This window comes from Streptomyces sp. NPDC054783 (assembly GCF_053611725.1).
Map to the genome: position 1 here is coordinate 24,989 of NZ_JBSHAY010000026.1, position 23,952 is coordinate 48,940.

Consider the following 23,952-nt stretch of genomic DNA (forward strand, 5'->3'; position numbering starts at 1 on the left):
GAGGGCAAGGGGGGCAGGGATTACGGGTCAGGGCACCGGCACCGTGAACCGGCGGCCGTCCTCGGGCCGCTCGCCGTGGCACGCGGGGCAGCCGGCGCCGCGGTGGGCATCGATCCGGTCGGGGAAGTGGGCGAGCAGGGTGGCGACGATGCGGGCGGCGGCATCGAGCAGCCCGCAGGCCCCGCGGCCGGGCAGTTGCACCGACCAGCGGCGCAGCTTGTCGGTGGTGTCGTGGGCCGCCCCGCCGTGTGCGGCGGCGGTGAGGGTCCGGGCCAGCGCGCCGGTGCCGGAGACGCACACCCCGCACTGCCGGGCACTTTGTGCCGCGAGGTAGGCGGTGGCCTCGGCGGCCACGGCGACCGGGCACTCCTCGGGGTGCAGGAAGTGCAGCGCTCCGCAGCCGAGCGCACCGCCGGCTGCCGTCAGACGGTCGTGGTCGAGCCGGAGGTCCGTCCACCCGGCGCCGTACAGCCCGCCGAACAGGCCGCCCAGCAGGACCGCCGCGGCCCTGCCGAGTCCGACCAGGTCGGCGAGGATCTTCAGGTGCGTGCCGGCGGGCACCTCGACCAGCGCGGCCGCAGCAGCGGCCGGCCCCGAGAGAGTCACCAGATGAGCACCGGCGACGGCGGCCGCCGCGTCGGGGCACGCGTGGATCACCGCGATCCGCGCCAGCGTCTCCACGTTGCTGACGAGCGTGGGCGCGCCGCCGACTCCCGCCTCGAAGGCGCGCGGGGGTTTGGCCGTGGGCAGGGCCGGACCGCCGTCGATGCGCCGTACGACGGCGGTCTCCTCCCCCGCCACGTACGTGTGCTCGGTGCGTACGACGTCGACGGGCAGGCCGACGGGACGCTCGGCGAGGGCCCAACGGACGGCCTGCTCGGCGAGGGCGTCCGAGAGGTAGACGACACCGCGTAGCGCGCCGGTCATGGCCGCGGTCAGGCGCAGGCCGTCCAGGATCAGGTGCGGTCGGTGGCGCAGCAGCCAGCGGTCCTTGACGGAGCCGGGCTCGCCCTCCTCGCCGTTGGCGACGACGACGGGACGGCCGGGGGCGTCGCGGACGGCATGCAGCTTCACGGCCGTGGGGAATCCGGCACCGCCGCGGCCGCGCAGCCCGACGGCGGCGATCCGGTCGGGCAGCCGGTCGCGCGGGCTCAGCGGCGCGTACCCGCCTGCGGCGAGGTATCGGGCGAGGTCCTCGGCCCCGTGGCACGGCTCGGCACCGAACACCGGCGATACGAGGAGGCCGGGCTGTCCGCCGGGGAGGAGGGAGTAGACGCCGGTCATGCGGTGCTCCTGGGCTCGGAGTGGCCGGAGTGGCCAGAGTGGCCGGAGAGGGCGGAGAGGGCGGGGTGGCGACGGTCCCGCAGGCGGGCCAGCGCCCGTTCGAGGTCGCGGCGTTGTGTGGCGGTGCGCGTGTAGGCGGCGCCGGGCAGGCCGATCAGCATGCGGTGGTGGTCGAGGACGACCTCGCCGGCCACCAGCGCCGGACCGGGGTCGGAGGCCGGCGATCGCGCCGCGGCCTCGACCACCAGGTCGGTGACCTCGCTCAGGTAGCGCAGCCAGCCGCGCTGGGTGCCGCGCAGGACCAGCCGCTGGACACGGCGTCGCTCGGCGGTGACCAGGGCCGCCGGTGGCCGGCCGGCCGCAGGGGACCGCAGGGCGGCCACCGCGGCGGGCAGTTCCTGTTCGGGCTCCGGCGTGAGGCCGAGCCATACCAGACTTCGGCGAGCGCTCATGCGTGCCTCCGGGGTCGCGCCGTTCCCGGACGGCCCGGGAACGGGGTGGCGCGGCGATGGCGTGGACGGGAGGTGCTCCGGCGCCGGACGAGACGGGGGCGGGGAGCGTGTGGGGGGGCAGGTCCTCGGGGCCGTGCGCAGGGGGACCAGCGGTGTCCGTATCGGTGCGAGGCGTGCGGCCGGGCCGTATGCCCTGGCTGTCCGCCTGTCACGACACTAACTAACTAATTAGTCAGCTCACAAGTCTTGACTTGCCGGACGACCGGTCGCACTCTGACTAACCAATTAGTCAGCCGAAGCGGCTGGTCCGGCGCGACAGTGCGCTGCCCGGCCCGCCACCCTTTCCCGGCACAGCCTCACCGCCCATCGCCGCCGCCGCGGCGCGGAGGAGGACCCGATGAACCCCTCGACCACGCGGGAAGCCGCTCTCCCTGCTGCCCCACCGGGGCCGCCGGCCGAGCGCCCCGGGGACGCACTGCCCGCCCGCTACTACACGGATCCGGCCGTCGCCGACGCCGAGACCGAACGCATCTTCGCCAAGTCCTGGCAGCTCGTCTGCCACGAATCCGACCTCCCCGGCCCCGGCGCACGTCTCACCGCGACCGCGGCCGGCCGGGAGGTGCTGGTCGTCCGGACCGAGGACGGCAGCCTCGCCGCCCACCTCAACGTCTGCCGGCACCGCGGTACCCGCCTGGTCACCGGACCCGAACCCGCGCAGAAGGCGATCCGCTGCCCGTACCACGGCTGGACCTACAAGCTGGACGGACGCCTCGTCGGTGCCCCCGAGGCGCGCCGGATCCCCTGCCTGGACAAGCCGCGTCTCGGCCTGCACCCGGTCAATGTGGAGTCCTTCCTCGGATTCGTCTTCGTCAACCTCGACATGGAGGCCACCCCGCTCGCCGAGACCTGTGCCGGGCTCGCCGAGGCCGTCGGCCGCTACGCCGGGCCCGGCCTCGTACCCGTCGGCAGGCACCGCATCCACGATCCGGCGGGCGGCGAGGAGCAGAACGCCAACTGGAAGGTGATCGTCGACAACTATCTGGAGGGCTACCACGTCCCGGTCGCGCACCCCGCGCTCATGCGACTGCTGGACTACCAGGCGTACACGGTGGACGTTCAGGAGAACTACGTCCTGTTCGAGTCACCGCTGCGCGACAAGCCGTCCTCGAACTGGACCGAGCGGCTCTACCAGCGGCTGGCCACCCCCATGCCGGGGCTCACCGAGGCCGACCGGCGGGTGTGGCGGTACGCCGTGATCTACCCGAACACCCTCATCGACTTCTACCCTGACCACGTGCTGGCCTGGACCGCCCTGCCCACCGCCCAGGACCGGGCGGCGATCCCCGGCGCCTTCTACACGAAGCACGGGGAGAGTGTCCGCACCCGGCTGGCCCGCCGGCTGAACATTCACATCGGCTGGGTCACCAACGACGAGGACGCCGAGCTGGTGGAGCGCGTACAGGCCGGCCTGAGCACGCCCGGTTTCGAGCCGGGACCGCTTTCACAACGCGAGGCGGCCGTCGGCTGGTTCGCCCGCCGGATCCGGGACGACCTGGAGGGGGACCCGCAGTGACGTCCTCCCGCGCACCCCGCACCGTACGCCTCCGCACGGGCTTACCCCTCCCCCGCTGACGCACGCTCGCACCCTCCCCAGACCGGTCTTTCCTACGGAGTCAGGGCCTCCGTGAGCCGACCAGCCGGTCCAGCCCTGGAGTTGTGCCGTTCCTCGACGAAAGAGGACGTCCCGTGTCCCCCGAGGTACTTCCACCGACCCGGCGCGCCGTGTTGCGGGCAGGCGCCTGCGGCCTGCTCGGTGCCGCGGCCGGCGGCTGCGGTTTCATGCCCGCCAAAACGCCCAGCGCCCAGCAGCTCGCCCCCGTCAAGGCGCGCGTCGACGGCGATCTCGTCTACTTCAACTGGGCCGACTACGTAGACCCGTCCGTGTTCAAGGGCTTCGAGAAGGAGTACGGCGTCAAGGTCGTCCAGTCGAACTTCGACTCGATGGAAGGCATGGTCGCCAAGCTCAACGCGGGCAACCGCTACGACATCATTTTCCCGAGCGCCAAATGGGCCCAGCGCCTGGTGCGCGGAGGCCGGCTGCGCCGCGTCGACCACTCCCAACTCCCCAACGCCCATGCGATCTTCGGCACGTACACCTACTTCTCCGACCCCTGGTACGACCCCGGCTCCGCGCACACCGTGCCGTTCACCGCGTACAAGACGGGCATCGGCTGGCGCCGCGACAGGATCGGCGAACTGACCGGTTCCTGGCGGGACCTGTGGAGCGACAAGGTCAGGGGCAGGGTCTTCCTGCTGGACGACCGCGACGAGGTCCTCGGCATGGGCGCCCTCGCACTGGGTCTGGGCGTGAGCACCGGCGACCGCCACGACCTCGACCGCATCACCTCCCTGCTGAGCAGCCTGCGCCCCCGGCTGCGCGGCTTCTCCAGCGACAGCTACAACAACCTCCTCAACGGCAACGCCGTCATGACCCAGGCCTGGAGCGGTGACATGGCCGCCATGCTCAACCAGGCCAAGGACCCCTCGGTGTTCGGCTTCGAGGCCCCGAAGGAGGGCACGCCGATCAACTCCGACTGCTACGCCATCCCCTGGAACGCCCCGCACCCCGGCACCGCGATGCTGTTCATCGACTACATGCTGCGGCCGGAGAACGTGAAGAAGAACATCGAGTACATCGGCTACCCGATGCCGGTGGCCGGCACCGAGAAGACGTACGCCGAGCTGGTCAGGCCCTTCCCCGAGTGCCTCGTCACCCAGGACGACCTGAAGGGGGGCCTGTTCTTCCGCAACGGCAGCCGCGCGGCGGAGGACGCCCGCGACACCGCCTGGACCCATGTGAAGGCGGGCTGACATGGCACTGCTCCGCTCCTCCTCCCGCACCCGCCGGCGCGGGGCCGACGAGGGCCGCATCTGGACCTGGCTCATGCTGCCCGGCACCCTGTGGATGACCGGGTTCATGATCGCCTCGCTGGTCCTGGTCGCCGTCCTCGCCGTGGGCACCACCGACGACCTCGGCAACCCGCGCTTCGGCTTCGACCTGTCCGCCGTGCGCGCCCTCGCCGACCCCGCCTACACCGAGGTCCTCGCCCGCTCCCTCGGCTACGCCGTGCTGACCTGTCTGATCTGCCTGGTGATCGCCTACCCGGTGGCGTACACCATCGCCCTGCACGGCGGACGCTACAAGCACGCGCTGATCGCCGCGATCGTGGTGCCGTTCTTCGCCAACTACCTGGTCCGCATGTACGGCTGGTCGGTGGTGCTGTCGGACGACGGCCCCGTGCTGCGTGCCCTGCGCGCGGTGGGATTCGCCGACGGCAACACGAAGATCCTCAACACCGGTACCGGGGTGGTCGCGGGACTCGTCTACGGCTTCGTCGTCTTCATGATCATCCCGCTGTACGCAGCCCTGGAGCGGCTCGACGTCTCCCTCATCGAGGCCGGCCGCGACCTGTACGGCGGCCCGGTCCGCACCTTCTTCTTCGTCACCCTGCCCGCCACCCGGCAGGGCGCGGCGGCCGGGCTGGTCCTGGTCTTCCTGCCCGCCATGGGCGACTTCGTCAGCGCACAGCTCATGGGAGGACCGGACCAGATCATGATCGGCAACCTCATCCAGGACAAGTTCTTCCAGGGCCAGAACTGGCCGCTGGGCTCCGCGCTCACGATGCTGCTGATGCTGGTCCTGCTGATCGGGATGTTCGGCTATCTGCGCCGCACCCGCAAGGACGAGGCGGAGGCCCGCCGATGACCCTGCTGCGCATGCCCTCCGCCACCACACCCGCCCGCCCGGCCGCCCGGAGCCGCGCGCGACGCGGCCGCGCCGACCGCAAGCCCCGGTTCCTCATCGCCGTCACCGCGCTCTTCTTCGCGCTGCTCTACCTGCCCATCGCGGTCGTGGCCCTGTTCTCCTTCAACTCCAAGAAGTCCCTGACCGTCTTCGGCGGGTTCAGCCTGCGCTGGTACCGCGCCTTCGTCCACGACGACGTCCTGATCTCCTCCCTCGGCACCAGCCTGCGCATCTCCCTGGTGGCGATGGCCGGTTCGGTCGTGCTCGGCGTGGCGCTCGCGCTCGGCCTGGTCCGCTGCCGCACCCGGCTCGGCTCGCTGGCCGGCCTGATCATGCTGGTGCCGCTGATCACACCGGAGATCGTCACCGGCGTCGCCTCGATGCTGCTCTTCAAGGGACTGGGCGTGGCGCTGTCCACCGGCACGGTGATGCTCGCCGAGATCACCTTCTCCATCTCCTACGTCACCGTCATCCTCCGCTCCCGGGTCGCCGCGCTGAACCCTGAGGTGGAGGAGGCCGCCATGGACCTCGGCGCCAGCCGCTGGCAGGCGGTGCGCCTGGTCACCCTGCCCGCCCTGCTGCCCGCCGTGCTGGCCAGCGCGGTACTGATCTTCGCGCTCGTCTTCGACGACTTCGTCCTCGCCTACTTCACCACCGGCGTGGACCCCCAGCCGCTGTCGGTGCGGATCTACTCGGCGATCCGCTTCGGGGTGAAGCCCACCATCAACGCCGTCGGCACCCTGATGCTCGCCGGCTCCGTCGTCCTGATCGCCCTGGCCCTGTTCATCCCGCGCCTCTTCGGCCGCCGCGGCGGCCTCGACATCCTCTCCGGAGAGTGACCCATGGACGTGATCCCGGCCGTCCGGCTCGACGGCGTCTCCAAGCAGTTCGCGGACTCCTACGCCGTTCACCGTCTCGACCTCGACATCGAGGCCGGCCACTTCTTCTCGCTGCTGGGCCCCTCCGGCTGCGGCAAGACCACCACGCTGCGCATGATCGGCGGGTTCAGCGACCCGACCGAGGGTTCGGTGCTGCTCGCCGGAGAGGACGTGACCGCGCTGCCGCCGAACCGGCGCAACGTCAACACGGTCTTCCAGAGCTACGCGCTCTTCGACCATCTGAGCGTCGCCGACAACGTGGCCTTCGGCCTCAAGCGCAAGGGCGTCGGCAAGGCCGAGATGCGGCAGCGCGTCGGCGAGATGCTGGAGCTGGTCCAGCTCGCCGGCCTCGCCGACCGCAAGCCGCGCACCCTCTCGGGCGGCCAGCGCCAGCGCGTCGCCCTGGCCCGTGCGCTGGTCAACCGTCCGGCCGTGCTGCTCCTCGACGAGCCGCTGGCCGCCCTCGACCTGAAGCTGCGCCGGCAGATGCAGGTGGAGCTGAAGCAGATCCAGCGCGAGGTCGGCATCACCTTCGTGTTCGTCACCCACGACCAGGACGAGGCGCTGACCATGTCCGACCGGATCGCCGTGATGAGCGAGGGCCGCATCGAGCAGTGCGGCACGCCCGAGGACGTCTACGAGCACCCCGCCAGCCGCTTCGTGGCCTCCTTCATGGGCACGTCCAACCTGATGACCGGCACCTACCGGGGCGGTGAGGTCGCCCTGGACCAGGGCCCCGCCCTGGCGGTGGGCTCCCGCGGGGGCCTCGCGGACGGCACCGCCGTCAGCGTGTCCGTGCGCCCCGAGAAGATCTGGCTGTCCGACTTCGAACCGGGCATGTCGGTGCTCTCCGGGGTGATCCGCGAGACGGTCTACAGCGGCCCGACGACCACCTACCTGATCGAACTCGCCCCGGGTGTCACGCTGTCCGTGCTGGAGCAGAACACGGCCCGCGCCCGCATGGAGGACCGCTGGAGCGGCGGCGAGACGGTGGAGTTCGGCTGGCGGCCCGAACACTGCCTGGTCCTGGCCTGACCCCGCCCCATGACGAAAGCGACTGCGATGCATCACGACGTGATCGTGCTCGGCGCGGGTCTTGCCGGACTCTCCGCCGCCCGGGACCTGGCCACCGCCGGCACCGACGTGCTCGTCCTGGAGGCCCGGGACCGCGTCGGCGGCAGGGTCGAACAGACCCGCACGCCCGACGGCCGCACGGTCCAGCTGGGCGGCGAGGTGGTCGGCCATGCCCACACCGCCTACCTGCAACTCGCCAAGGAACTGGGCCTGGAACTGGTTCCCAGCTACGTGGCCGAACCCGGCCGCATCACCCGTTCCACACCCGAGGGCCTCTCGGCCGGCGATCCACCGCACTGGTTCGGCCCCGGCGACATGGCCCAACACGAGCAACTCGGCGGGGATTTCGGCGAGCTCGCCGCCACGCTCGATCCCGAAGACCCCTGGTCGCACCCGGAGGCGGCCGCCCTGGACCGGCTGTCCGTGGCCGACTGGCTGCGCTCCCGCCACGCCACGCCCGCGGTGGTACGGCTGTGGGACATCGGCCAACTGGCCCTGGCGGGCGGGTCGTACGAGCGGATCTCCCTGCTCGCCGCGTTGCGCAAGAGCGCGGCGGTGCCCGGTGGCGGCGACTACGACTACGACAACTGGGAGGGGCTGCGGCCGGCGGAGGGCTCGGCGACCCTCGCCGAGGTCATGGGCCGCGAGCTGGGCCCGCGCATCCGCCTCGGCGCGCCCGTTGCCGCGCTGGACGTGCGCCCCGGCCGCTGCACCGTGCGCCTGGTCACCGGCGAGGTCCTCACCGCGGCGACCGTGGTGAGCGCTCTGCCGGTGGGACCGCTGCGGTCGGTCCACGTCACCGGGGTGAGCGACGCCCGCCTGGCCTCGCTGCACCGGCAACGCCAGGCGACGGCCGCGAAGTTCGCTGCCGTCTACGACCGTCCCTTCTGGCGCGCCGACGGCCTCAGCGGCCTGTCCGAGGCGGAGGGGGTCCTGGGCAGCACCTGGCCGCAGAACGAGGGCGTGCTGTCGGCGCTCGTTCCCCCCGAGCGCTACGGCGTCCTGCTGGGCACCCCGCCGCACCTGCGCATACCGGAGCTGCTCGCCGAGACGGCCGCCATGTTCGGCGACGAGGCACTGCGGCCCACCGCCTGTCACCTGCGGCTGTGGGGCACCGACCCGTGGACGCAGGGTTACGTCACCCAGTGGCCGCCGGGTGAGGTGATGGCGGTCGGTCCGCTGCACGGCACCCACGAACCGCCGTTCTACGTCTGCGGCTCGGACCAGTGGGTCGCCGGATACATGGAGGGCGCCGTCCGCACCGGCCGTGCCGCCGCCGAGGAGGCACTGCGCCGTGGCTGACACCGCTCCCTCGACGGCGGTTCCGAACCACGTGGGCGGCAAGGACGTACCGGCCGTCTCCGGAGCCACGCTGCGACTGGTCGACCCCGCGACCGCACTCCCCCACGCACTGGCCCCCCTCTCCGGCCCCGAGGACGTGGACCGGGCCTGCCGGGCGGCGCAGGACGCCTTCGAAGGCTGGTCGGCCACGACCCCGGCGCACCGGCAGACCGCGCTGCTGCGCATCGCCGACACCCTGGAACGGGAGGCGGACGCCCTGGCGAGCGCCGAGGTGACCGACACGGGCAAGCCGCGTGCCCTGTTCCTGGCGGACGAGCTGCCCGCGATCGTGGATGTGCTGCGGTACTTCGCCGGGGCCGCCCGGAACCTGCCGGGCGCCGCGGCCGCGGAGTACTCACCGGGGCGCACCTCCCTCCTGCGCCGCGAGCCGGTGGGCGTCTGCGCCCAGATCACGCCGTGGAACTACCCGCTGATGATGGCCGTGTGGAAGGTTGCTCCGGCGCTGGCCGCCGGCAACACCGTCGTCCTGAAACCGTCCGACTCCACGCCCTCCACGGCCACGCTCCTCGCCCGGCTGGCCGCCGAGCACCTGCCGCCCGGCGTGCTGAACGTCGTGTGCGGCGACCGGGACACCGGGCGCCTGCTCGTCGCCCATCCCCACGTCCGGCTGGTCGCCGTCACCGGCAGCGTCCGCGCCGGACAGGAGATCGCCGCCGCCGCGGCGGCCGACCTGAAGCGGCTTCACCTCGAACTCGGCGGAAACGCACCGGTGTTGATCCACGAGGACGCCGATCTCGACGAGGCTGCCGAGCAGTTGTCGTACCTGTCCTTCTACAACGCGGGGCAGGACTGTACGGCCGCCGGGCGGATCCTGGTCCACCGGCGCGTCCACGACACCTTCCTGGACGCCTTCGCCGAGCGGGCCGCGCAGCGCGTGCCCGGCACGTCCGCCGACGCCCGCGCCGACTTCGGCCCACTGGCCAACGCCGCCCAGCTCGCGTCCGTGCGCGGTCTGCTGGAGCGCCTGCCGGCGCATGCCGAGGTCGTCGCCGGGGGCTCGCGTGTCCCGCGCCCCGGATACTTCCACGAGGCCACAGTGGTGGCCGGGGCCCGGCAGGAGGACGAGATCGTACGCAGCGAGGTGTTCGGGCCGGTCGTCACCGTCCAGTCCTTCACCGACGAGGCGGAGGCTCTGCGCATGGCGAACGCCGTGCCCCAGGGGCTGGCCGCGAGTGTGTGGACCCGCGACCACGACCGCGCGATGCGCGCGAGCCGGGCCCTGGACACCGGCATCGTCTGGGTCAACACCCATGGCACGACCGTGTCGGAGATGCCGCACGGCGGCGTGCGGCACTCCGGTTACGGAAGCGACCTCTCCCTCACGGGCCTGCTCGACTACACCCAGGTCAAGCACGTCATGCTGTGACGCCTGCCCGCCCGGTCTCCAGAACCTTCTTCAGGGTGGCCAGTTCGGTGTCGACCAGGTCGGTCTGCTCCTTGAAGAAGGAGTCGGTGAAGGCCGGCGGCCGATGGAAGGTGATCATGAACTCGGCGCCGTCGCCGTTGGGGACCACGCGGGCGGGTACGCACCAGGAGGCGGTGTCGTCGACGTAGTCGTGGTCGAGGATGCCGAACTCGGCGTTGGCGCGCAGGCGCAGCCTGGCCGGGCCCAGCGGGGTGGACATGCGCCACCAGTCCGGGTCGTCGGTGGGCTCGATCGACCGGACGTTGACCACGGCCCAGGTGGGCCAGTTCGCGGGGTCGGCGAGGAAGGCGTAGACCTGCTCGTAAGGGCAGTCGATGCTGACGGTCTTGGTGATGGAGGCTTGGACGCTCATCTTGCGCTTCTTTCAAGGGTTACCGGGAGGCTGGGCGGGGTGGGCCGCGCCCACCAGACGCCGGATCCATTCCTCCAGCTGCCGCCGCTGACCGGCGTCGAGCGAGCCGAAGTAGTGGGCGTCGTTGCGGTCGGCGATCTCGGCCAGTTCGGGTACGAGGGCCTGCCCTTGCTCGGTCAGTACGAGCCGGACCGAGCGCCGGGAGGCGGGGTCGGGCTCGCGCCGGATCAGGCCCTTGGCCACCAGCCTGTCGACCAGGCGGGAGACGGCTCCCGGATCGATGTCCATGTGCGCCGCCACCGCCTTGGTGGTGTCGTGGCCGTGGAAGACACTGACCATCACGCCCCACTGGGACACCGTGACGTCGTGCCTGCCGAGTTCGGCCTCGAACCGGCCGTGGACCTCGTCGGACAGACGGCGAAGCCAGTAGCCGAGGTGGTCGTGGAGTCCGCTGGTGCTGCTCACGGATCCATCATTGTTGTCATGACAACACTTGTCAAGACAACAACAAACGGGCGCTCCTCTTCGTCGCGGACTGCTTCACCCACGAACACTCATCGGTGCTCGGTACCGCACGGGGGTGCGTTCCCGCCCTCGGCCTCGGCGTTCCACCAGTCGTCGGTGCCGCAGCCGACTTCGTGGTGCCACCAGCCCTCCTCCCGCCCGTGACTCGTTTCACCGGCACTGCGGGCGCCATTCGAAGAGCAGGATGGTCACGTCGTCCCGCAGTTCGTTGCGCTGATGGTCGAGGAGGTCGTGGATGAGCAGCCGCAGCACCTCGGCCGGGCGCTGCCCGGCGGCCGAGGAGCGGATGATGAAGTCGGTGAACCGGTCGAGGCCGAACTCCGCTCCGTTCGCGTCGCGTGCCTCCACGACCCCGTCGGTGTAGAGCAGGACGTGGTCGCCCGGCTGCAGTGCCGTCTCATGGACCTGCCGGGCTGCCGGGGCGAGTTCGCCCGCCAGGCCGATCGGGGGCTGCGGGGGGCTGTCCAGCGCCCCCTCGACCACCCGCTCGGAACGGATCAGCAGCGGCGGAGGGTGACCGCAGTTGACCCAGCGCAGCACCCCGGTTTCCGCATCGAGCCGGCACAGCACGCCGGTGCAGAAATGGTCGGGGAGCCAATGGGTGAGCGCCTCGTCGACGGCGGCGACCACGTCGGCCAGGTCGCCGCCGCTGCGGCGGGTGTTCCGCGCCGCCGCCATGGCGACCGACGTGGTCAGGCCGGAGACGAGATCGTGACCCATGGAGTCGAGGATCATGGTGTGCAGCACGTTCTTGACCACTGAGTGGTCGAAGGCGTCGCCGGCGACGTCGTAGGCCGGTTCCAGGACCGCGGTCGAGACGCATCTCCTGCTGCCGACGGTGTGGGGCGGCAGGAACGCCCGCAGCATCTCGGCCGGCAACCGCATGGCCGTGGTGCGGGTGCGGGCGGCGAGCCAGTCGCTGTAGGCGCGCTTGGAGGTGATCAGCATGGCGAACAGATGAGCCAGCATCCTGATCCGGCGCATCCGTACCGCGTCGGGCGTGGCGGTCCCCACCGCCAGCACGCCCAGCCGCTCCGCACCGTCGACGAGAGGCATCCAGATGATCAGGCCACCGTCGGCGTCGACCACACGTGGGGTGATGGTGCGGTATGCCCAGCCGGCCGACGAGTCGACCACCGACAGCGGCTCCAAGGTCTCGTCGAGTGGGATGAGCACCCGTTGCTGCAGGTCGACGACGTAGATCAGCGCGGTGTCCAGGCCGAGAGCCGAAGCGCACCGGTTCGCCAGATCGGACAGTTCGAACGGCAGGGCCGTCTGTGCCTCGACGAGCAGTTCTTCCAGCCGACTCTCGTCGACGGCGGCGTCGGAGCCGGCGGACACGTGCGGTGGGTCCGACACGGGATCACCCCTTCCGCGCCCAGTCTCACACCGATTTCGCGACCTCTCACGTCAGGCCCGGTCGGAGCACTGGATGAGTATCAGGGGCATCTCGTCACCACCTTGACAGGTGACGCATGCTGGGGGAATCTGACATCACAGAGCCAGAGGGCTCGATCCGCCACCGATTCAGCGGAGGCCGACTGTGGAAAGTCAGAGCACCCCGGACAGCGCTGCGGCCGTACGCCGCGCACGTTTCGGCGCGTTGCCGGAGCGCATCCGGTACGAGGACATGGTCGAGGAGAAGGCGGCCACGCCCCGCGACGCAGCGAGGGACGCCCATGACCCGGAAGGATCATGGATGTCCTTCTCCTGCCTGGCCGCCGACCTGGGCCTGTGAGACCGGCGTGACGCCTTGGCTGGTTGAGCAGTCACCCGCCAAAATGGTGACGTGAATCTCGACCACGCCTTCGTCTGCGGAAACCCGGCCCTCGACTTCGCCGCGACGCTCCGAGCGCGACGTTCGGCACGTTTCGACATGTTCCCGACGCCGGACAGGCTGGACGCGTGGTACGTGGAGTCCGGGATCGTCGACGCGGTCTCCCCCAGCCGGGAGACCGACGTCGAGCAGGCAAAGGCCGTACGGGAAGCCGTGTACCGGCTGGTCACGGCTCGCCGACTCGGCGAGGAGTACGACAATGGGGCACTCGCCGTGGTGAACAGCGCGGCACGCAAACCTCCCGCGGTACCCCAGCTCACTCCGGCCGGGCGATGGACGGCGGCCACGCCCGAAGAGGCGCTGTCCACGGTGGCACGGCTCGCCATCGAGCTCCTGAGCGGGCCGGATGTGCCCCTGCTCAAGGAGTGCGGCAACCCGGAGTGCACCCGCGTCTACATCGATCGCTCGCGGGGCACACGCCGGCACTGGTGCGGCATGGACTCCTGCGGCAACAAGATCAAGGCAGCCGCATACCGCGCCCGCAAGAGGACCGCACCTGCGGCAACCTCTCATTGACCTCCGCCCCGACATTTCCAGTCGGAGTGGCGTTCGGCCGGTGGTGAAGCGACCGGGCCCATCTCGTCGGCGTCAGGCCTGGCCGACACATCCAGCCAGCGCGCGGCAGCTCGTCACCCGTTCGAGAGGTGACGAGCAGCGTTCAGGCATTCATGTCCGTCGTCCTTTCGGCGCTCCCTTTCGCGCGCGGTGAGCAAGGTCGCGCGACGATGGAGGCAATCCATGATCCGAACGACGCCCGACATCCGGATCCGAGGAGATCCCATGGCCGACACCGAGACCCACGACCCCCGCCATACCGCGGTGCTGCTGGTCGACCCGTACAACGACTTCCTCTCCGAGGGCGGCAAGAACTGGCCCCGCCTGGAGCCCGTGGCGAAGGAGGTGGGCCTGCTGGACAACCTGCGTTCCGTGATCGGCTCCGCCCGCGACGCCGGCATCCAAGTGGTGTTCGTCCCACACCGCCGCTGGGAACCGGGCGACTACGAGACCTGGGCACACCCGAATCCCACCCAGCGGAGCATCCAGGAGCGGCACACGTTCGCCCGCGGTACCTGGGGCGGGGAGTTCCACCCCGACTTCCAGCCGCAGCAGGGCGACATCGTGGCCCGGGAGCACTGGGCGCAGAGCGGGTTCGCCAACACCGACCTGGACTTCCAGCTCAAGCAGCACGGAATCACCCACGTGGTGGTCGTCGGCGTGCTGGCGAACACCTGCATCGAATCCACCAGCCGCTTCGCCATGGAACTCGGCTACCACGTGACGCTGGTCCGCGACGCCACCGCGGCCTTTCTCCCCGAGATGATGCACGCCGCACATGAGCTGAACGGCCCCACCTTCGCCCATGCCATCGTCGCCACGAATGAGCTCGTCACCGCGCTCAAGGAAGCCCGGTCCTGATCCCGGTCGAGCGTGGAGCTCCAGCAGCTCGCCGTCGCCTGAGGACGCTGTGCGCGCATGCGGCCTGCTGGAAGGTGCCATCCGTCGGCGCCTTCACCGACGCCTCGTCGACCGACCAGTCTTCCTCGGCCTCGTCCCAGTCGATCTCGAACTGGCCATTCGCATCAGCCCGTTCCGCGGTGACTTCCCCGTACAGGTGGCCCACAGGGCAGTAGCTCTGGCCGCAGGTTGAGCTCACCAGCCGCGCATGCCAGGCTCACGGCCATGATCGACGATTTCGCGAAAGAGTACCTGCACAGCGATCTGCGAGAGATACGCGAGGCGATGCTCTGGAAGCTCGACGGGCTCTGCGAGTACGACATCCGCCGCCCACTGACCTCGACGGGCACCAACCTGCTCGGTCTGGTCAAGCACCTGTCGGTCTGGGAGTCCAGGTACTTCGGCGAGGTCTTCGACCGGCCGTTCCCCGAACCTCTGCCCCGCTGGGACGACGCCGGGGAACGTGGCGCCGACATGTGGGCGACCGAGCACGAGACGCGCGAGGAGATCATCGACCGCTACCGTCGCGTATGGGAGCACTCGGACGCGACCATCACCGCCCTCGCCATCGACTCCCCCGGCTACGTGCCCTGGTGGCCACGCCCCGACGTGAAGCTGTTCAACATCCTGGTCCATATGCTGACCGAGACCAACCGGCATGCCGGACACGCCGACATCCTGCGCGAACAACTCGACGAATCGACGGGGACCACAGCCGCATACGCGACTCCGCAGCGCGACACGGCCTTCTGGGAAGCCCGGCGCGCGATGATCGAGCGGACCGCCGGAGCAGCCGTCGCAAAGCCCGATCGCGCTGCTTCCGCCCACCCGGACGCCTGCTGACCTCGAGCGCGTTCCGTTTCAAACACCAGCCAGGCCCCGAACGTCGCCGCCGTCCTCCCACCTGTGGCCAGGTCGGCGGACGTCTTCCGCTCGCGCGCTGCCCAAGTGGGGGAAGGGGAGCAAGGCGGAACGACGTGACGTGCCTTCTCGCATCGTCGCCGAGCCGGACTCGGCGGAGGCGTCCGAGCGGCGTGCCGCCGTCGGCAGCCGGGTGCCGGCCGAACTCGGCGTCGCGCACGGCACGATCGGGGACGTCACCTGTGGCCCCGGGTCGGGGGGGCCGTCGGAATGGCCTGCTCCGTCCAGATGATCTTGCCGGTCGTCGTGTAGCGGGTGCCCCACCGGCCGGCGAGCTGGGCGATGATCAGCAGGCCCCGTCCGCCTTCGTCGGTGGTCCGGGCATGGCGCAGGCGTGGCGAGGTGCTGCTGGTGTCGGAGACCTCGCAGATCAGGCCGCGGTCCCTGATCAGACGGAGACAGACCGGCCCGGTCGCATGGCGGATGGCGTTCGTGACCAGTTCACTGACGATGAGCTCCGTGGTGAACGTCAGATCGGGCAGGCCCCACTGCGTCAGCTGCTGGGCGGCGACGGTGCGGGCGTGCGCGACGACCGCTGGATCGGTGGGCAGGTTCCAGGAGACGACATGGTCCTGTGCCAGGACGCGAGTCCGCGCGAGGAGCAGGGCCGCGTCGTCGGACGCCGGACCGGCCAGCAGTTCGTCGATCACCCTGCGGCCGGTCTCCTCCAGTGTCGGCCGGGGCGCGGCGAGGATGTCGCTCAGCCGGGTCAGCCCGACGTCGAGGTCCCGGTCGTAGGACTCGATCAGGCCGTCGGTGTAGAGCGCGATGAGGCTGCCCTCGGCCAGCTCCAGGTCGACGGACTGGAAGGGGAGGTATCCGAGGCCGAGCGGCGGGCCGGCGGGGAGGTCCAGGATGTCGGCGCCGCCGTCGGGACCGACGATCAGCGGCGGGAGGTGACCGGCACGGGCGAGTGTGCAGCGCCTGCTGACCGGGTCGTAGACGGCGTAGAGGCAGGTGGCGCCCATGAACGCGGTACCCGGGGCCTCGCTCTCGGCCGCCGTCGAGGCGTCGTCACCGTGCGCTCCCATCAGTCCGATGACCAGGTCGTCCAGATGGGCCAGCAGTTCGTCCGGGGAGAGATCGAGGTTGGCGAGCGTGCGTACCGCGGTGCGCAGGCGCCCCATGGTTGCCGCCGCGTTGATGCCGTGCCCGACCACGTCCCCGATGACCAGCGCGACCCGTGCCCCGGAGAGCGGGATCACGTCGAACCAGTCGCCGCCCACGCCGCTCGGGGCATCGGCCGGGAGGTACCACGAGGCGACGTCCAGAGCGGATCCTCCCGTCAGTTCCTGCGGCAGCAGGAAGCGCTGCATGGAACGGGCCGCGGTGCGCTCGCGGGTGAAACGGCGCGCGTTGTCGATGCACACCGCCGCACGGGAGACGAGTTCCTCGGCCAGGCGGACGTCGTCGTCCTCGAAGGGGCCCAGCCGCCGGGAGCGGGCGAACGTCGCGGCGCCCAGGGTGACGCCGCGTGCGCGCACCGGGATCACCATCACCGAGCGGAAGTCGTAGTCGAGGAGGGAGGCACCCAGCGTCTCGTCCTCGGTCACCCACGGGCTGTTGGTCCGGTCCAGGATCCGTTCCACGAGCGTCCTGCTCTCCAGCAGACAGCGGGTCACGGGCGACGCGGGGGCACGCCGTACCGTCTCCCCCACGGCCAGCGACGCCTCGGGGCAGCCCTCACGCACCGACTGCTGCCCCGCACGCCGGATGACGGGCGACATGCCGACCGGCCCGGGTGCCGGTTCCTCGCCCCTCATGACCGAGTCCAGCAGGTCCACGGCGACGAAGTCCGCGACGGACGGCACGGCGTCGTCGGCGAGTTCCTGCGCGGTCCGTGCCACGTCCAGGGTGCTGCCGATCCGGGCAGCGGCGTCATTGAGCAGGGCCAGGCGTTCCTGGGCCCGCCAGCGCTCGGTGACGTCGATGACCATGTACCAGACACCCACGTTCTGACCGTGCCGGTCCTTCATGGCGAAGAAGGACGCGGAGATCGCGCGGCTGCGCTCGGGGTCCTGGTAACCGACGCCCCGGTACTCGTAGTCCATCACCGGAGCACCGGTCTCCAGAACCTCGCGCATCTTCTCCTCGAAGGCATCGGCCTCCTCCTTCGGCAGCACGTCCGCCGTGCGTCGCCCCAGCCGTCGTTCGTGCGGGACCCGGCGGTCCAAGGTCTCGTTCACCCAGACGTACCGCAGATCCGTGTCGAGGACGGCGATGCCGACCGGCGCGTGCGTGAGGAAGGGAGTGAGCATCAGCTGGCTCACCCCGCCGCCCGGCATCCGCCAGAAGGCCCGTCTCGGAGGCCGGCCGACGAATCTGCCGAAGACCAGTGCGGCAACCGTGGCCACCAGGACGCCCGGGACCATCGCGTAGATGCCCGACTGGAGGGGACCGAGCAGTGGATCGATCTTCTTCCACAGCAGCACCGTGGCCGCACCCGACACGATCCCGGCCATGGCCCCCGCCCAGGTCATGCGTGGCCAGTACAACGAGAGGACGACGACCGGCCCGAAGGCGGCTCCGAAGCCCGCCCACGCGTAGGCGACGATGCCCAGCAGTCCCCCGCCCCTGAGCGCGATCACGAAGGCCACCAGGGTCACGACGACGACGGTCGCGCGCCCGACCCACACCAGTGCTTTGTCGGGGGCGCGCCGGTTGAGGAAGGCGCGGTAGAAGTCCTCCGTGAGAGCGACGGACGACACCAGCAGCTGGCTGTCCGCGGTGGAGATGATCGCGGCGAGTACGGCGATCAGCATCACCCCGGCGCTCCAGGGATTGAGCAGGATCCGGCAGAGGCTGACGTACACCGACTGCGGGTCGTGCAGCGACACTCCGGGCTGCGCGATGCCCACCAGGCCGACGAGCGTGGCCCCGGCGAGCACGACCACGACCCACCCCGTTTCGATACGCCGGGCCGCGGGCACGGCGTCGGTGCTGCAGATGCCCATGAAGCGGGCCAGGATGTGCGGCTGGCCGAAGTAGCCGAGGCCCCAGGCGAGCAGCGAGATGATCGCGACGGCGCCGAGCGACCCGTCTGCCGACCACTGTCCGTTCGCGTAGGAGACCCTGGCGCCCATGTCCAGCAGGCCGGGGGTCTTGCTGTTGAGGGTGTCGCGCAGTTCCCCCAACCCGCCCAGCGCGCCGATACCGACGACCGGGACCACGAGCAGGGCGAGGAACATCAGCGTGGCCTGCATCACGTGCGTCAGGCTCACGGCGAGGAAGCCGCCCAGGCACGAGTAGATGACGACCACCAGGGCGGTCAGGGTCACCCCGAGCCCGAACCTGAGGCCGAACACATCTTCGAACAGCAGCCCGCCGGCCACCAGCCCGCTGGCCACATAGACCGTGAAGAACACAAGGGTGACCGCCGCCGAGACCATCCGGAGCATCCGGGTGCGGTCCTCGAACCGCTCCTCCAGATAGGCCGCCAGGCTTACGGCATTGCCCGCGCGCTCGGTGTAGGTGCGCAGCCTCGGCGCGACGAACAGCCAGTTGAGATAGGTGCCGACCACCAGGCCGGCCGCGATCCAGCTGGCGCCGACGCCGGCCGCGTACACCGCTCCCGGAAACGCGAGGAACAGCCAGCCGGACATGTCACTGGCCCCTGCGGACAGGGCGGCCACGAATGCGCTGAGCCTGCGGCCCCCCAGGGCGAAGTCGGCCAACGTGTGAGTGCGGCCGTAGGCCCAGACTCCTGTTCCGATCATCACGGCCACGTACACGAGGAAGGTGGCCACGATCGGCGCGCTCAAGTGGAACATGTTGTCCTCGCCTGCGAGGTTCGCGAGCGTGGTTGCGACCGTCGCACAGCTGACAGTCAAGGCGCTGTCAGGCAAATGTACAGATTTCGGTCACCATCGGTCGACAGCAACACCCACGCCGACGCCCGGCGCGGCGCCCGGCCGCGGGTTCGCGGCACGCCTGCCCACCGACGTCTACGTCAATCCGGCCCAGCTTCCCTCCCCCCTCGGGTGCCGTACGCGCGCTTGCCCCGAGTCGCCCTCGCCGTGAGTCGCCCCTTACTGCCGAGCGCCCCGTTGCCACCGCGGTACGGCGACCGTCCCGCGACCGCCGTTCAGCGTCACCCAGCGACGACCTCGTGATAGGTAGTCGCAGATCTTCTCGCAAAATGTGTTAACAATAGCGCTGTCTGCTGATAATAATTCCACGAACCACGCTGAGCGGCCGCCACCGGCAAGCGGAGCCGCCGCGGGAGTCCCCTACGCCGTTCCCCGAACCGCCCGCACGAGAGGTCCCGGTCATGCGCACGACCAATTACGCCGGCATCTGCACGGCCGGATCCGCCCTCATCGCCGGCGCCGCCGCGACCGCCCTGCTCGCCAACGAGGGCCTGTTCCTGGCCCGGCTCTGCGCCACGGCCACCATGGTGTCACTGCCCGTCCTGGTCGCCGGTTTCGCCGCGCAGGACAAGCTCGTACGCGGCCTGTCCCTGGGAGCCGTCAAATGAGGTCCGCTGCCATCGCCGCACCGGGCACGGCGGAACTCGCCACCGTCGACGACCCGGCCGTCGGCTCCCGGGTGACCGAGGTGGCGGTGGGCGCCCGCGTCGCCGCGGATCCGAACCTCCCCGACGTCCTGCGCAGCCTGCTCGCCTCCCATGTGCTCGTCTACGACGCCGTAACCACGGGACTGATGATGCTCCAGCTCGCCAAGACCACCGGCGACGCGAGCATCGGCACCGAACGACTGGCAATGGCACGGCCGTTGGGTCACTCGTCCAGCGCCATGACCGCCGACGAACTCCAGCGGCCGCGGCATGGCCGTGCGATCGCCCGCTGCCAGGCGGGCGCCGGACGCAAGATCCAGATCCAGCCCGGCCTCGCCACCGCGTGAACCCCCGACCTGAACGGAACCCCGTCACCATGCCCCAGCACGACCAGCAGAGCCACCAGAGCCACCGGACTCCCCAGGTCCGTCGTGTCCTCGTCCGCTCCCTCGACGACATCAGCCTCGAGCAGGTGCCCGCCCCCGTACCCGGGGACGACGAGCTCCTGGTGCGCACCACGGTCGTCGGCGTGTGCGGCTCCGACACCCACGCTGCGGCCGGCCACCATCCCTTCATCGACCTGCCCTACCACCCCGGGCACGAGGCGGTCGGCGTCGTCGCCGCAACCGGGTCGGGAGCCGCGGCGGACTTCACGCCCGGCGACCGTGTGGTCGTCGAGCCCAACCTGTACTGCGGCCGATGCCCCCAGTGCCGCTCGGGCCGCTACAACATCTGCCGGGAGCTGAAGGTCTTCGGCTGCCAGACGCCCGGCGCCATGACCGACCTGTTCACCATCCCGGCCGACCGCGTCCACCGCGTCCCCGACGGCTTGACCGACATCGAGGCCGCCCTCATCGAGCCCCTGGCCACCCCGGTGCACGCCGTGGCCAGGGCCGGTGACCTCACCGGCCGCTCGGTCGCCGTGCTCGGCGCCGGCCCCATCGGCCTGCTCACCCTGCTCGCCGCCCGGCACGCCGGCGCCGCCCGGATCGCCGTCACCGACCTCCTCGACGGCAAACGGGCAAGGGCGATGCGGCTCGGCGCCGACGCGGCCCTGCCCGCCGACGCCCCCGACCTCGTCGAGCAGGTCCACGCGGCGCTCGGCGGCCCGGTGGACGTCGTCTTCGACTGCGTCTCCCGCGAGCAGTCCATGGCCCAGGCCACCGCCCTGGTGACCAAGGGCGGCCACATCGTCGTGGTGGGCGTGGGCGCCCCCGGCACGACCCCGATCCGGCTGGACCTGGTCCAGGACCGGGAGATCCGCATCGAGGGCACCCTGATGTACACCGGTGAGGACTACCGCACCGCCATGTCCCTGATCGCCTCGGGCGCCGTGGCCACCACCGAGATCGTCACCGCCGTCTACCCGCTGCCGGACGCCGCCAAGGCCTTCGCCGCATCGGTCGACCCCGGGCAGGTCAAGGTGCTGGTCACGGTGGACGGTCCGTAGCAGGCCTCCACCAGCCGGTGTGGGAAACTGCGAGACCGATGCGAACGGCAAGGAGGGACGCTGTGACCGCCCGTACGCGACTGTCACAGGCGGCTGTCGAGGAGCGGCGCCAGGCCGTGCTGCAGTACGTCGCCGAGCACGGCGAGACCCGCATCGACGACCTCGCCCGGGACTTCGGCGTCAGCCTGATGACGATGCACCGGGACCTGGACGACCTCGCCGGGCGGCATCTGCTGCGCAAGGAGCGCGGGCGGGCCGTCGCCTTCCCCGCCCTCACCATGGAGACGGCCACCCGCTTCCGGGAGAGCAGCGCCCTCGCGGCGAAGAACGCGCTGTGCGCGGCCGTCGCCGGACGGATCCGACCGGGCAGCACCCTGCTCATGGACGACTCGACCACTCTCTTCCCGCTGGCTCCCGCACTGGCCCGGCTGGAACAGCTCCATGTCGTCACCAACTCGGTCGGTCTCGCCCAGCGTCTCGGGCCCGTCCCCGGCGCGAAGGTCACCCTCCTGGGTGGCGACTACCGCAGCGACTTCAACTCCTGCACCGGGCCCGCCGTCACCCGCGCCCTGTCCCGCATCCGGGCCGACCTCGCCCTGATGTCCGCCACCGCCGTCCTGGAAGGCCACCTCTTCCACCCCTTGAGCGACTACGTCGAGGTGAAGCTGGCCATGCTCGCGTCCGCCGACCGGGCGCTGCTCCTGGCGGACCACTCGAAGTTCGGCAAGACCGCCACGTACGCGTACGGCACCGTCGCCGACTACCACGCCGTCATCACCGACACCGGCACCCCCGAGACGGAACTCGCGGCCATACGCGGCCTCGGAGTGACCGTCGAGACGATCGAGCCCGACGAACCCTCGCCTTGATGCACACCCTGTTCGAGGCACCGAGCGCCTGCCGCCCAGCGAGGCCGAGACGGCCGCGCCCGTCCCCACGGTTCAGGGCGTGTTGTTCGACTTCAGCAACACCATCTGCCAGTTGCGCGACGCGTTCGGGCTGCCGTCCGTCGTCGCACTCCCAGAAGGCGGGACCTGTCCTCGGAACTGCACCGCCGAGCGATGCGGGGATGCTGGGAACAGGTGGAGTTCCTGCGCGGCGTGGAGGAGGCGGCCTACCGGGAACTCACCGCCCCGGACGCCTGGATCCCCTATCCCGGCACCGGACCGGTCCTGCGCGCCCGCCCTCGCCCACCTCGCCCACCTCGCCCACCACAGCCTTGACGCCCTGATCGACACCTGCTTCGCGGCGAGGCCGAGGGCGCGAGCCTGCCGATGCTGATGGCCGGGCCCCGGCACAAGCAAGTGGTCAAAGGCGGAGCTGGTCTGTGCCTCGGCGGATGCCTTCCGCTCCTGCAGTCCTCAACCGCCGAGCCGCCTGCGCGCGTTCAGCTGTCACGGCAGGACGGCTCGACGGTCATTCCCGCGGTGTCCGGCAAACGCCGGCGACCGGCTTTCTAGTACAGGCTGACGCCGTACGCGCTGAGCGCCTCGGGAACCGGCTGGAAGAACGTCGTGCCGCCGGTGGTGCAGTCGCCGCTGCCGCCGGAGGTGATGCCCAGCGCCTTCGTCCCGTCGTACAGGGGGCCGCCCGAGTCGCCCGGCTCGGCACACACGGTGGTCTGGATCATGCCGCTGACCGTGCCGCCGCCCTGGTAGCGAACGCTGACGTTGAGCGCGGTCACCGTGCCGCTGTGGGTGCCGGAGGTGGAGCCGGTGCGCTTGACGTTCTCGCCGACGTAGGCGTTCGCCGCACTGTAGCCGCCGGGGTGGCTGAGGGCGGTGTTGTCGTAGCGGACCAGGGCGTAGTCGTTGCCGGGGAAGTCGTAGCCGATGGTCGGGCCGATGAGGGTGGTGTGTGCCTGGTTGGTGTACCAGGTCTTCGCAACCTTGCCGCAGTGGCCCGCGGTGAGGAAGTAGTACGTGCTGCCGCTGACCACGTTGAAACCGAGCGAACAGCGGTACTGACCACCGTAGATGGCGTCGCCGGCGCCCAGCAGCGGCCGGAAGACTCCGTCCGTGTGCCGGATCTGCACGGCGCCCGGCTCACCGACGGCGGCTTTCTCGATGCGGGCGATTCCGGCCTTGGTGACCGTGCTGTCGGTGGTGACGACGACGCGTCCGGAGGCCTGGTCCACGTACCAGGCCATGCCGTCGACACCGGCCCGGGCGACGTTGTCCGAAACGCGGGCCAGCTGGGCCGCGCCACGAGCCGGGTTGCCCGCGGCACCAGCGGTGGGGGCTCCCGCCAGGGTGGCGGCGACGAGACCTGCGGCGACGGCGAGCAGTCGGGTGCGCTTGGTTCTCACTGATCCTCCTCTTGGGAAGCGCAAGGCCCTACGGGGTGGGGGCCCGTGAGACGTGCGAGGAATGACGTGTTCCTGGCATGCACCGATCAGTGAGAATGCCGCCGAACGGCCCCGTGCACAAGGGACTCACAGCAACAGAACCCGGCACCCCGTTCCGGCCACCGCACGCTGCCCATGGTTCGCCACGGCGTCGGCCACGCTCGGGGGGACATCCCCGGCGCGATGAAGTGCCCTCGGATCACAGGACTCCGAGGGGACCGTTCGGGGTCCTGTGACACCCGTGCCACTCACTCGATGTGCGAGCCAC

At 70.8% G+C, this 23,952-nt stretch carries 21 protein-coding genes and 1 pseudogene; 15 read left to right on the top strand and 7 right to left on the bottom strand.

What is annotated here, in order from left to right; all coding sequences use genetic code 11:
* Window positions 1–27 precede the first annotated feature (27 nt).
* Together ACWGJ5_RS33860 and ACWGJ5_RS33865 are read right to left on the bottom strand one after the other, a co-directional pair.
* On the bottom strand, window positions 28–1,284 hold the full coding sequence (locus tag ACWGJ5_RS33860) for an NADH-ubiquinone oxidoreductase-F iron-sulfur binding region domain-containing protein (protein ID WP_453313453.1): 1,257 nt from the start codon (window positions 1,282–1,284) through the stop codon (window positions 28–30).
* A complete protein-coding gene (locus ACWGJ5_RS33865) occupies window positions 1,281–1,736 on the bottom strand; it encodes a hypothetical protein (protein ID WP_453313454.1) in 456 nt (151 codons plus the stop codon). The genes ACWGJ5_RS33860 and ACWGJ5_RS33865 overlap by 4 nt, the downstream gene beginning before the upstream one ends.
* Before the next feature lie 397 nt (window positions 1,737–2,133).
* On the opposite strand from ACWGJ5_RS33865, the gene ACWGJ5_RS33870 reads away from it, so the two are divergent.
* The 7 genes from ACWGJ5_RS33870 to ACWGJ5_RS33900 all read left to right on the top strand — a co-directional run bounded on the left by ACWGJ5_RS33870 (window position 2,134) and on the right by ACWGJ5_RS33900 (window position 10,221).
* Window positions 2,134–3,309 carry an aromatic ring-hydroxylating oxygenase subunit alpha gene (locus ACWGJ5_RS33870; RefSeq protein WP_453313455.1) on the top strand — a complete coding sequence of 392 codons (1,176 nt, stop codon included), beginning with the start codon at window positions 2,134–2,136 and terminating at the stop codon, window positions 3,307–3,309.
* A 173-nt stretch (window positions 3,310–3,482) separates the two neighbouring features.
* Window positions 3,483–4,607 carry a polyamine ABC transporter substrate-binding protein gene (locus tag ACWGJ5_RS33875; protein ID WP_453313456.1) on the top strand — a complete coding sequence of 375 codons (1,125 nt, stop codon included), beginning with the start codon at window positions 3,483–3,485 and terminating at the stop codon, window positions 4,605–4,607.
* Window position 4,608: 1 nt separating this feature from the next.
* Entirely contained in the window at window positions 4,609–5,502 is an 894-nt protein-coding gene (locus tag ACWGJ5_RS33880) for an ABC transporter permease (RefSeq protein WP_453313457.1), read from the top strand.
* Window positions 5,499–6,380: an ABC transporter permease gene (locus ACWGJ5_RS33885; RefSeq protein ID WP_453313458.1), complete on the top strand. Its 882-nt coding sequence runs from the start codon at window positions 5,499–5,501 to the stop codon at window positions 6,378–6,380. The genes ACWGJ5_RS33880 and ACWGJ5_RS33885 overlap by 4 nt, the downstream gene beginning before the upstream one ends.
* 3 nt (window positions 6,381–6,383) lie before the next feature.
* Window positions 6,384–7,454, top strand: coding sequence for an ABC transporter ATP-binding protein (locus ACWGJ5_RS33890; RefSeq protein WP_453313459.1), 1,071 nt, complete (start codon window positions 6,384–6,386; stop codon window positions 7,452–7,454).
* Window positions 7,455–7,463: 9 nt separating this feature from the next.
* Complete coding sequence (locus ACWGJ5_RS33895; RefSeq protein WP_453313460.1) at window positions 7,464–8,795, top strand: flavin monoamine oxidase family protein; 1,332 nt, start codon at window positions 7,464–7,466, stop codon at window positions 8,793–8,795.
* Window positions 8,788–10,221, top strand: coding sequence for an aminobutyraldehyde dehydrogenase (locus ACWGJ5_RS33900; protein ID WP_453313461.1), 1,434 nt, complete (start codon window positions 8,788–8,790; stop codon window positions 10,219–10,221). The genes ACWGJ5_RS33895 and ACWGJ5_RS33900 overlap by 8 nt, the downstream gene beginning before the upstream one ends.
* On the opposite strand, the gene ACWGJ5_RS33905 is transcribed toward ACWGJ5_RS33900, so the two are convergent.
* From ACWGJ5_RS33905 to ACWGJ5_RS33915, 3 genes are all read right to left on the bottom strand, one after another.
* Window positions 10,211–10,633, bottom strand: a complete 423-nt coding sequence (locus ACWGJ5_RS33905; RefSeq protein ID WP_453313462.1) for an SRPBCC family protein — start codon at window positions 10,631–10,633, stop codon at window positions 10,211–10,213. The two genes, ACWGJ5_RS33900 and ACWGJ5_RS33905, sit on opposite strands and share 11 nt — an antisense overlap.
* Before the next feature lie 12 nt (window positions 10,634–10,645).
* A complete protein-coding gene (locus ACWGJ5_RS33910) occupies window positions 10,646–11,098 on the bottom strand; it encodes a MarR family winged helix-turn-helix transcriptional regulator (RefSeq protein WP_453313463.1) in 453 nt (150 codons plus the stop codon).
* 210 nt (window positions 11,099–11,308) lie between these two features.
* On the bottom strand, window positions 11,309–12,517 hold the full coding sequence (locus tag ACWGJ5_RS33915; protein ID WP_453313464.1) for a PP2C family protein-serine/threonine phosphatase: 1,209 nt from the start codon (window positions 12,515–12,517) through the stop codon (window positions 11,309–11,311).
* A 184-nt stretch (window positions 12,518–12,701) separates the two neighbouring features.
* Between ACWGJ5_RS33915 and ACWGJ5_RS33920 the strand changes: the two genes are divergently transcribed.
* The 4 genes from ACWGJ5_RS33920 to ACWGJ5_RS33935 all read left to right on the top strand — a co-directional run bounded on the left by ACWGJ5_RS33920 (window position 12,702) and on the right by ACWGJ5_RS33935 (window position 15,293).
* Window positions 12,702–12,896 (top strand): hypothetical protein, encoded by a 195-nt coding sequence (locus ACWGJ5_RS33920; protein WP_453313465.1) that lies wholly within the window; start codon window positions 12,702–12,704, stop codon window positions 12,894–12,896.
* A 51-nt stretch (window positions 12,897–12,947) separates the two neighbouring features.
* On the top strand, window positions 12,948–13,511 hold the full coding sequence (locus tag ACWGJ5_RS33925) for a CGNR zinc finger domain-containing protein (RefSeq protein ID WP_453313466.1): 564 nt from the start codon (window positions 12,948–12,950) through the stop codon (window positions 13,509–13,511).
* A gap of 264 nt (window positions 13,512–13,775) precedes the next feature.
* Window positions 13,776–14,411: an isochorismatase family cysteine hydrolase gene (locus tag ACWGJ5_RS33930; protein WP_453313467.1), complete on the top strand. Its 636-nt coding sequence runs from the start codon at window positions 13,776–13,778 to the stop codon at window positions 14,409–14,411.
* Between the two features lie 264 nt (window positions 14,412–14,675).
* Window positions 14,676–15,293 carry a DinB family protein gene (locus tag ACWGJ5_RS33935; protein ID WP_453313468.1) on the top strand — a complete coding sequence of 206 codons (618 nt, stop codon included), beginning with the start codon at window positions 14,676–14,678 and terminating at the stop codon, window positions 15,291–15,293.
* 254 nt (window positions 15,294–15,547) lie between these two features.
* Here the strand turns inward: ACWGJ5_RS33935 and putP are convergent, their stop codons facing one another.
* Complete coding sequence (putP, locus tag ACWGJ5_RS33940) at window positions 15,548–19,141, bottom strand: sodium/proline symporter PutP (protein WP_453313469.1); 3,594 nt, start codon at window positions 19,139–19,141, stop codon at window positions 15,548–15,550.
* Between the two features lie 584 nt (window positions 19,142–19,725).
* On the opposite strand from putP, the pseudogene ACWGJ5_RS33945 reads away from it, so the two are divergent.
* The 4 genes and pseudogenes from ACWGJ5_RS33945 to ACWGJ5_RS33960 form a co-directional block, all read left to right on the top strand.
* Window positions 19,726–19,848, top strand: a pseudogene (locus tag ACWGJ5_RS33945) (carbohydrate ABC transporter permease); the annotation flags it as partial.
* Window positions 19,845–20,234 (top strand): hypothetical protein, encoded by a 390-nt coding sequence (locus ACWGJ5_RS33950; RefSeq protein WP_453313470.1) that lies wholly within the window; start codon window positions 19,845–19,847, stop codon window positions 20,232–20,234. The pseudogene ACWGJ5_RS33945 and the gene ACWGJ5_RS33950, both read left to right, overlap by 4 nt.
* A gap of 29 nt (window positions 20,235–20,263) precedes the next feature.
* Entirely contained in the window at window positions 20,264–21,337 is a 1,074-nt protein-coding gene (locus ACWGJ5_RS33955; RefSeq protein WP_453313471.1) for a zinc-dependent alcohol dehydrogenase, read from the top strand.
* A gap of 62 nt (window positions 21,338–21,399) precedes the next feature.
* A complete protein-coding gene (locus ACWGJ5_RS33960) occupies window positions 21,400–22,206 on the top strand; it encodes a DeoR/GlpR family DNA-binding transcription regulator (protein ID WP_453313472.1) in 807 nt (268 codons plus the stop codon).
* Between the two features lie 587 nt (window positions 22,207–22,793).
* Here ACWGJ5_RS33960 and ACWGJ5_RS33965 read toward each other — a convergent pair.
* Window positions 22,794–23,645: a S1 family peptidase gene (locus ACWGJ5_RS33965; RefSeq protein WP_453313473.1), complete on the bottom strand. Its 852-nt coding sequence runs from the start codon at window positions 23,643–23,645 to the stop codon at window positions 22,794–22,796.
* Window positions 23,646–23,952 lie beyond the last annotated feature (307 nt).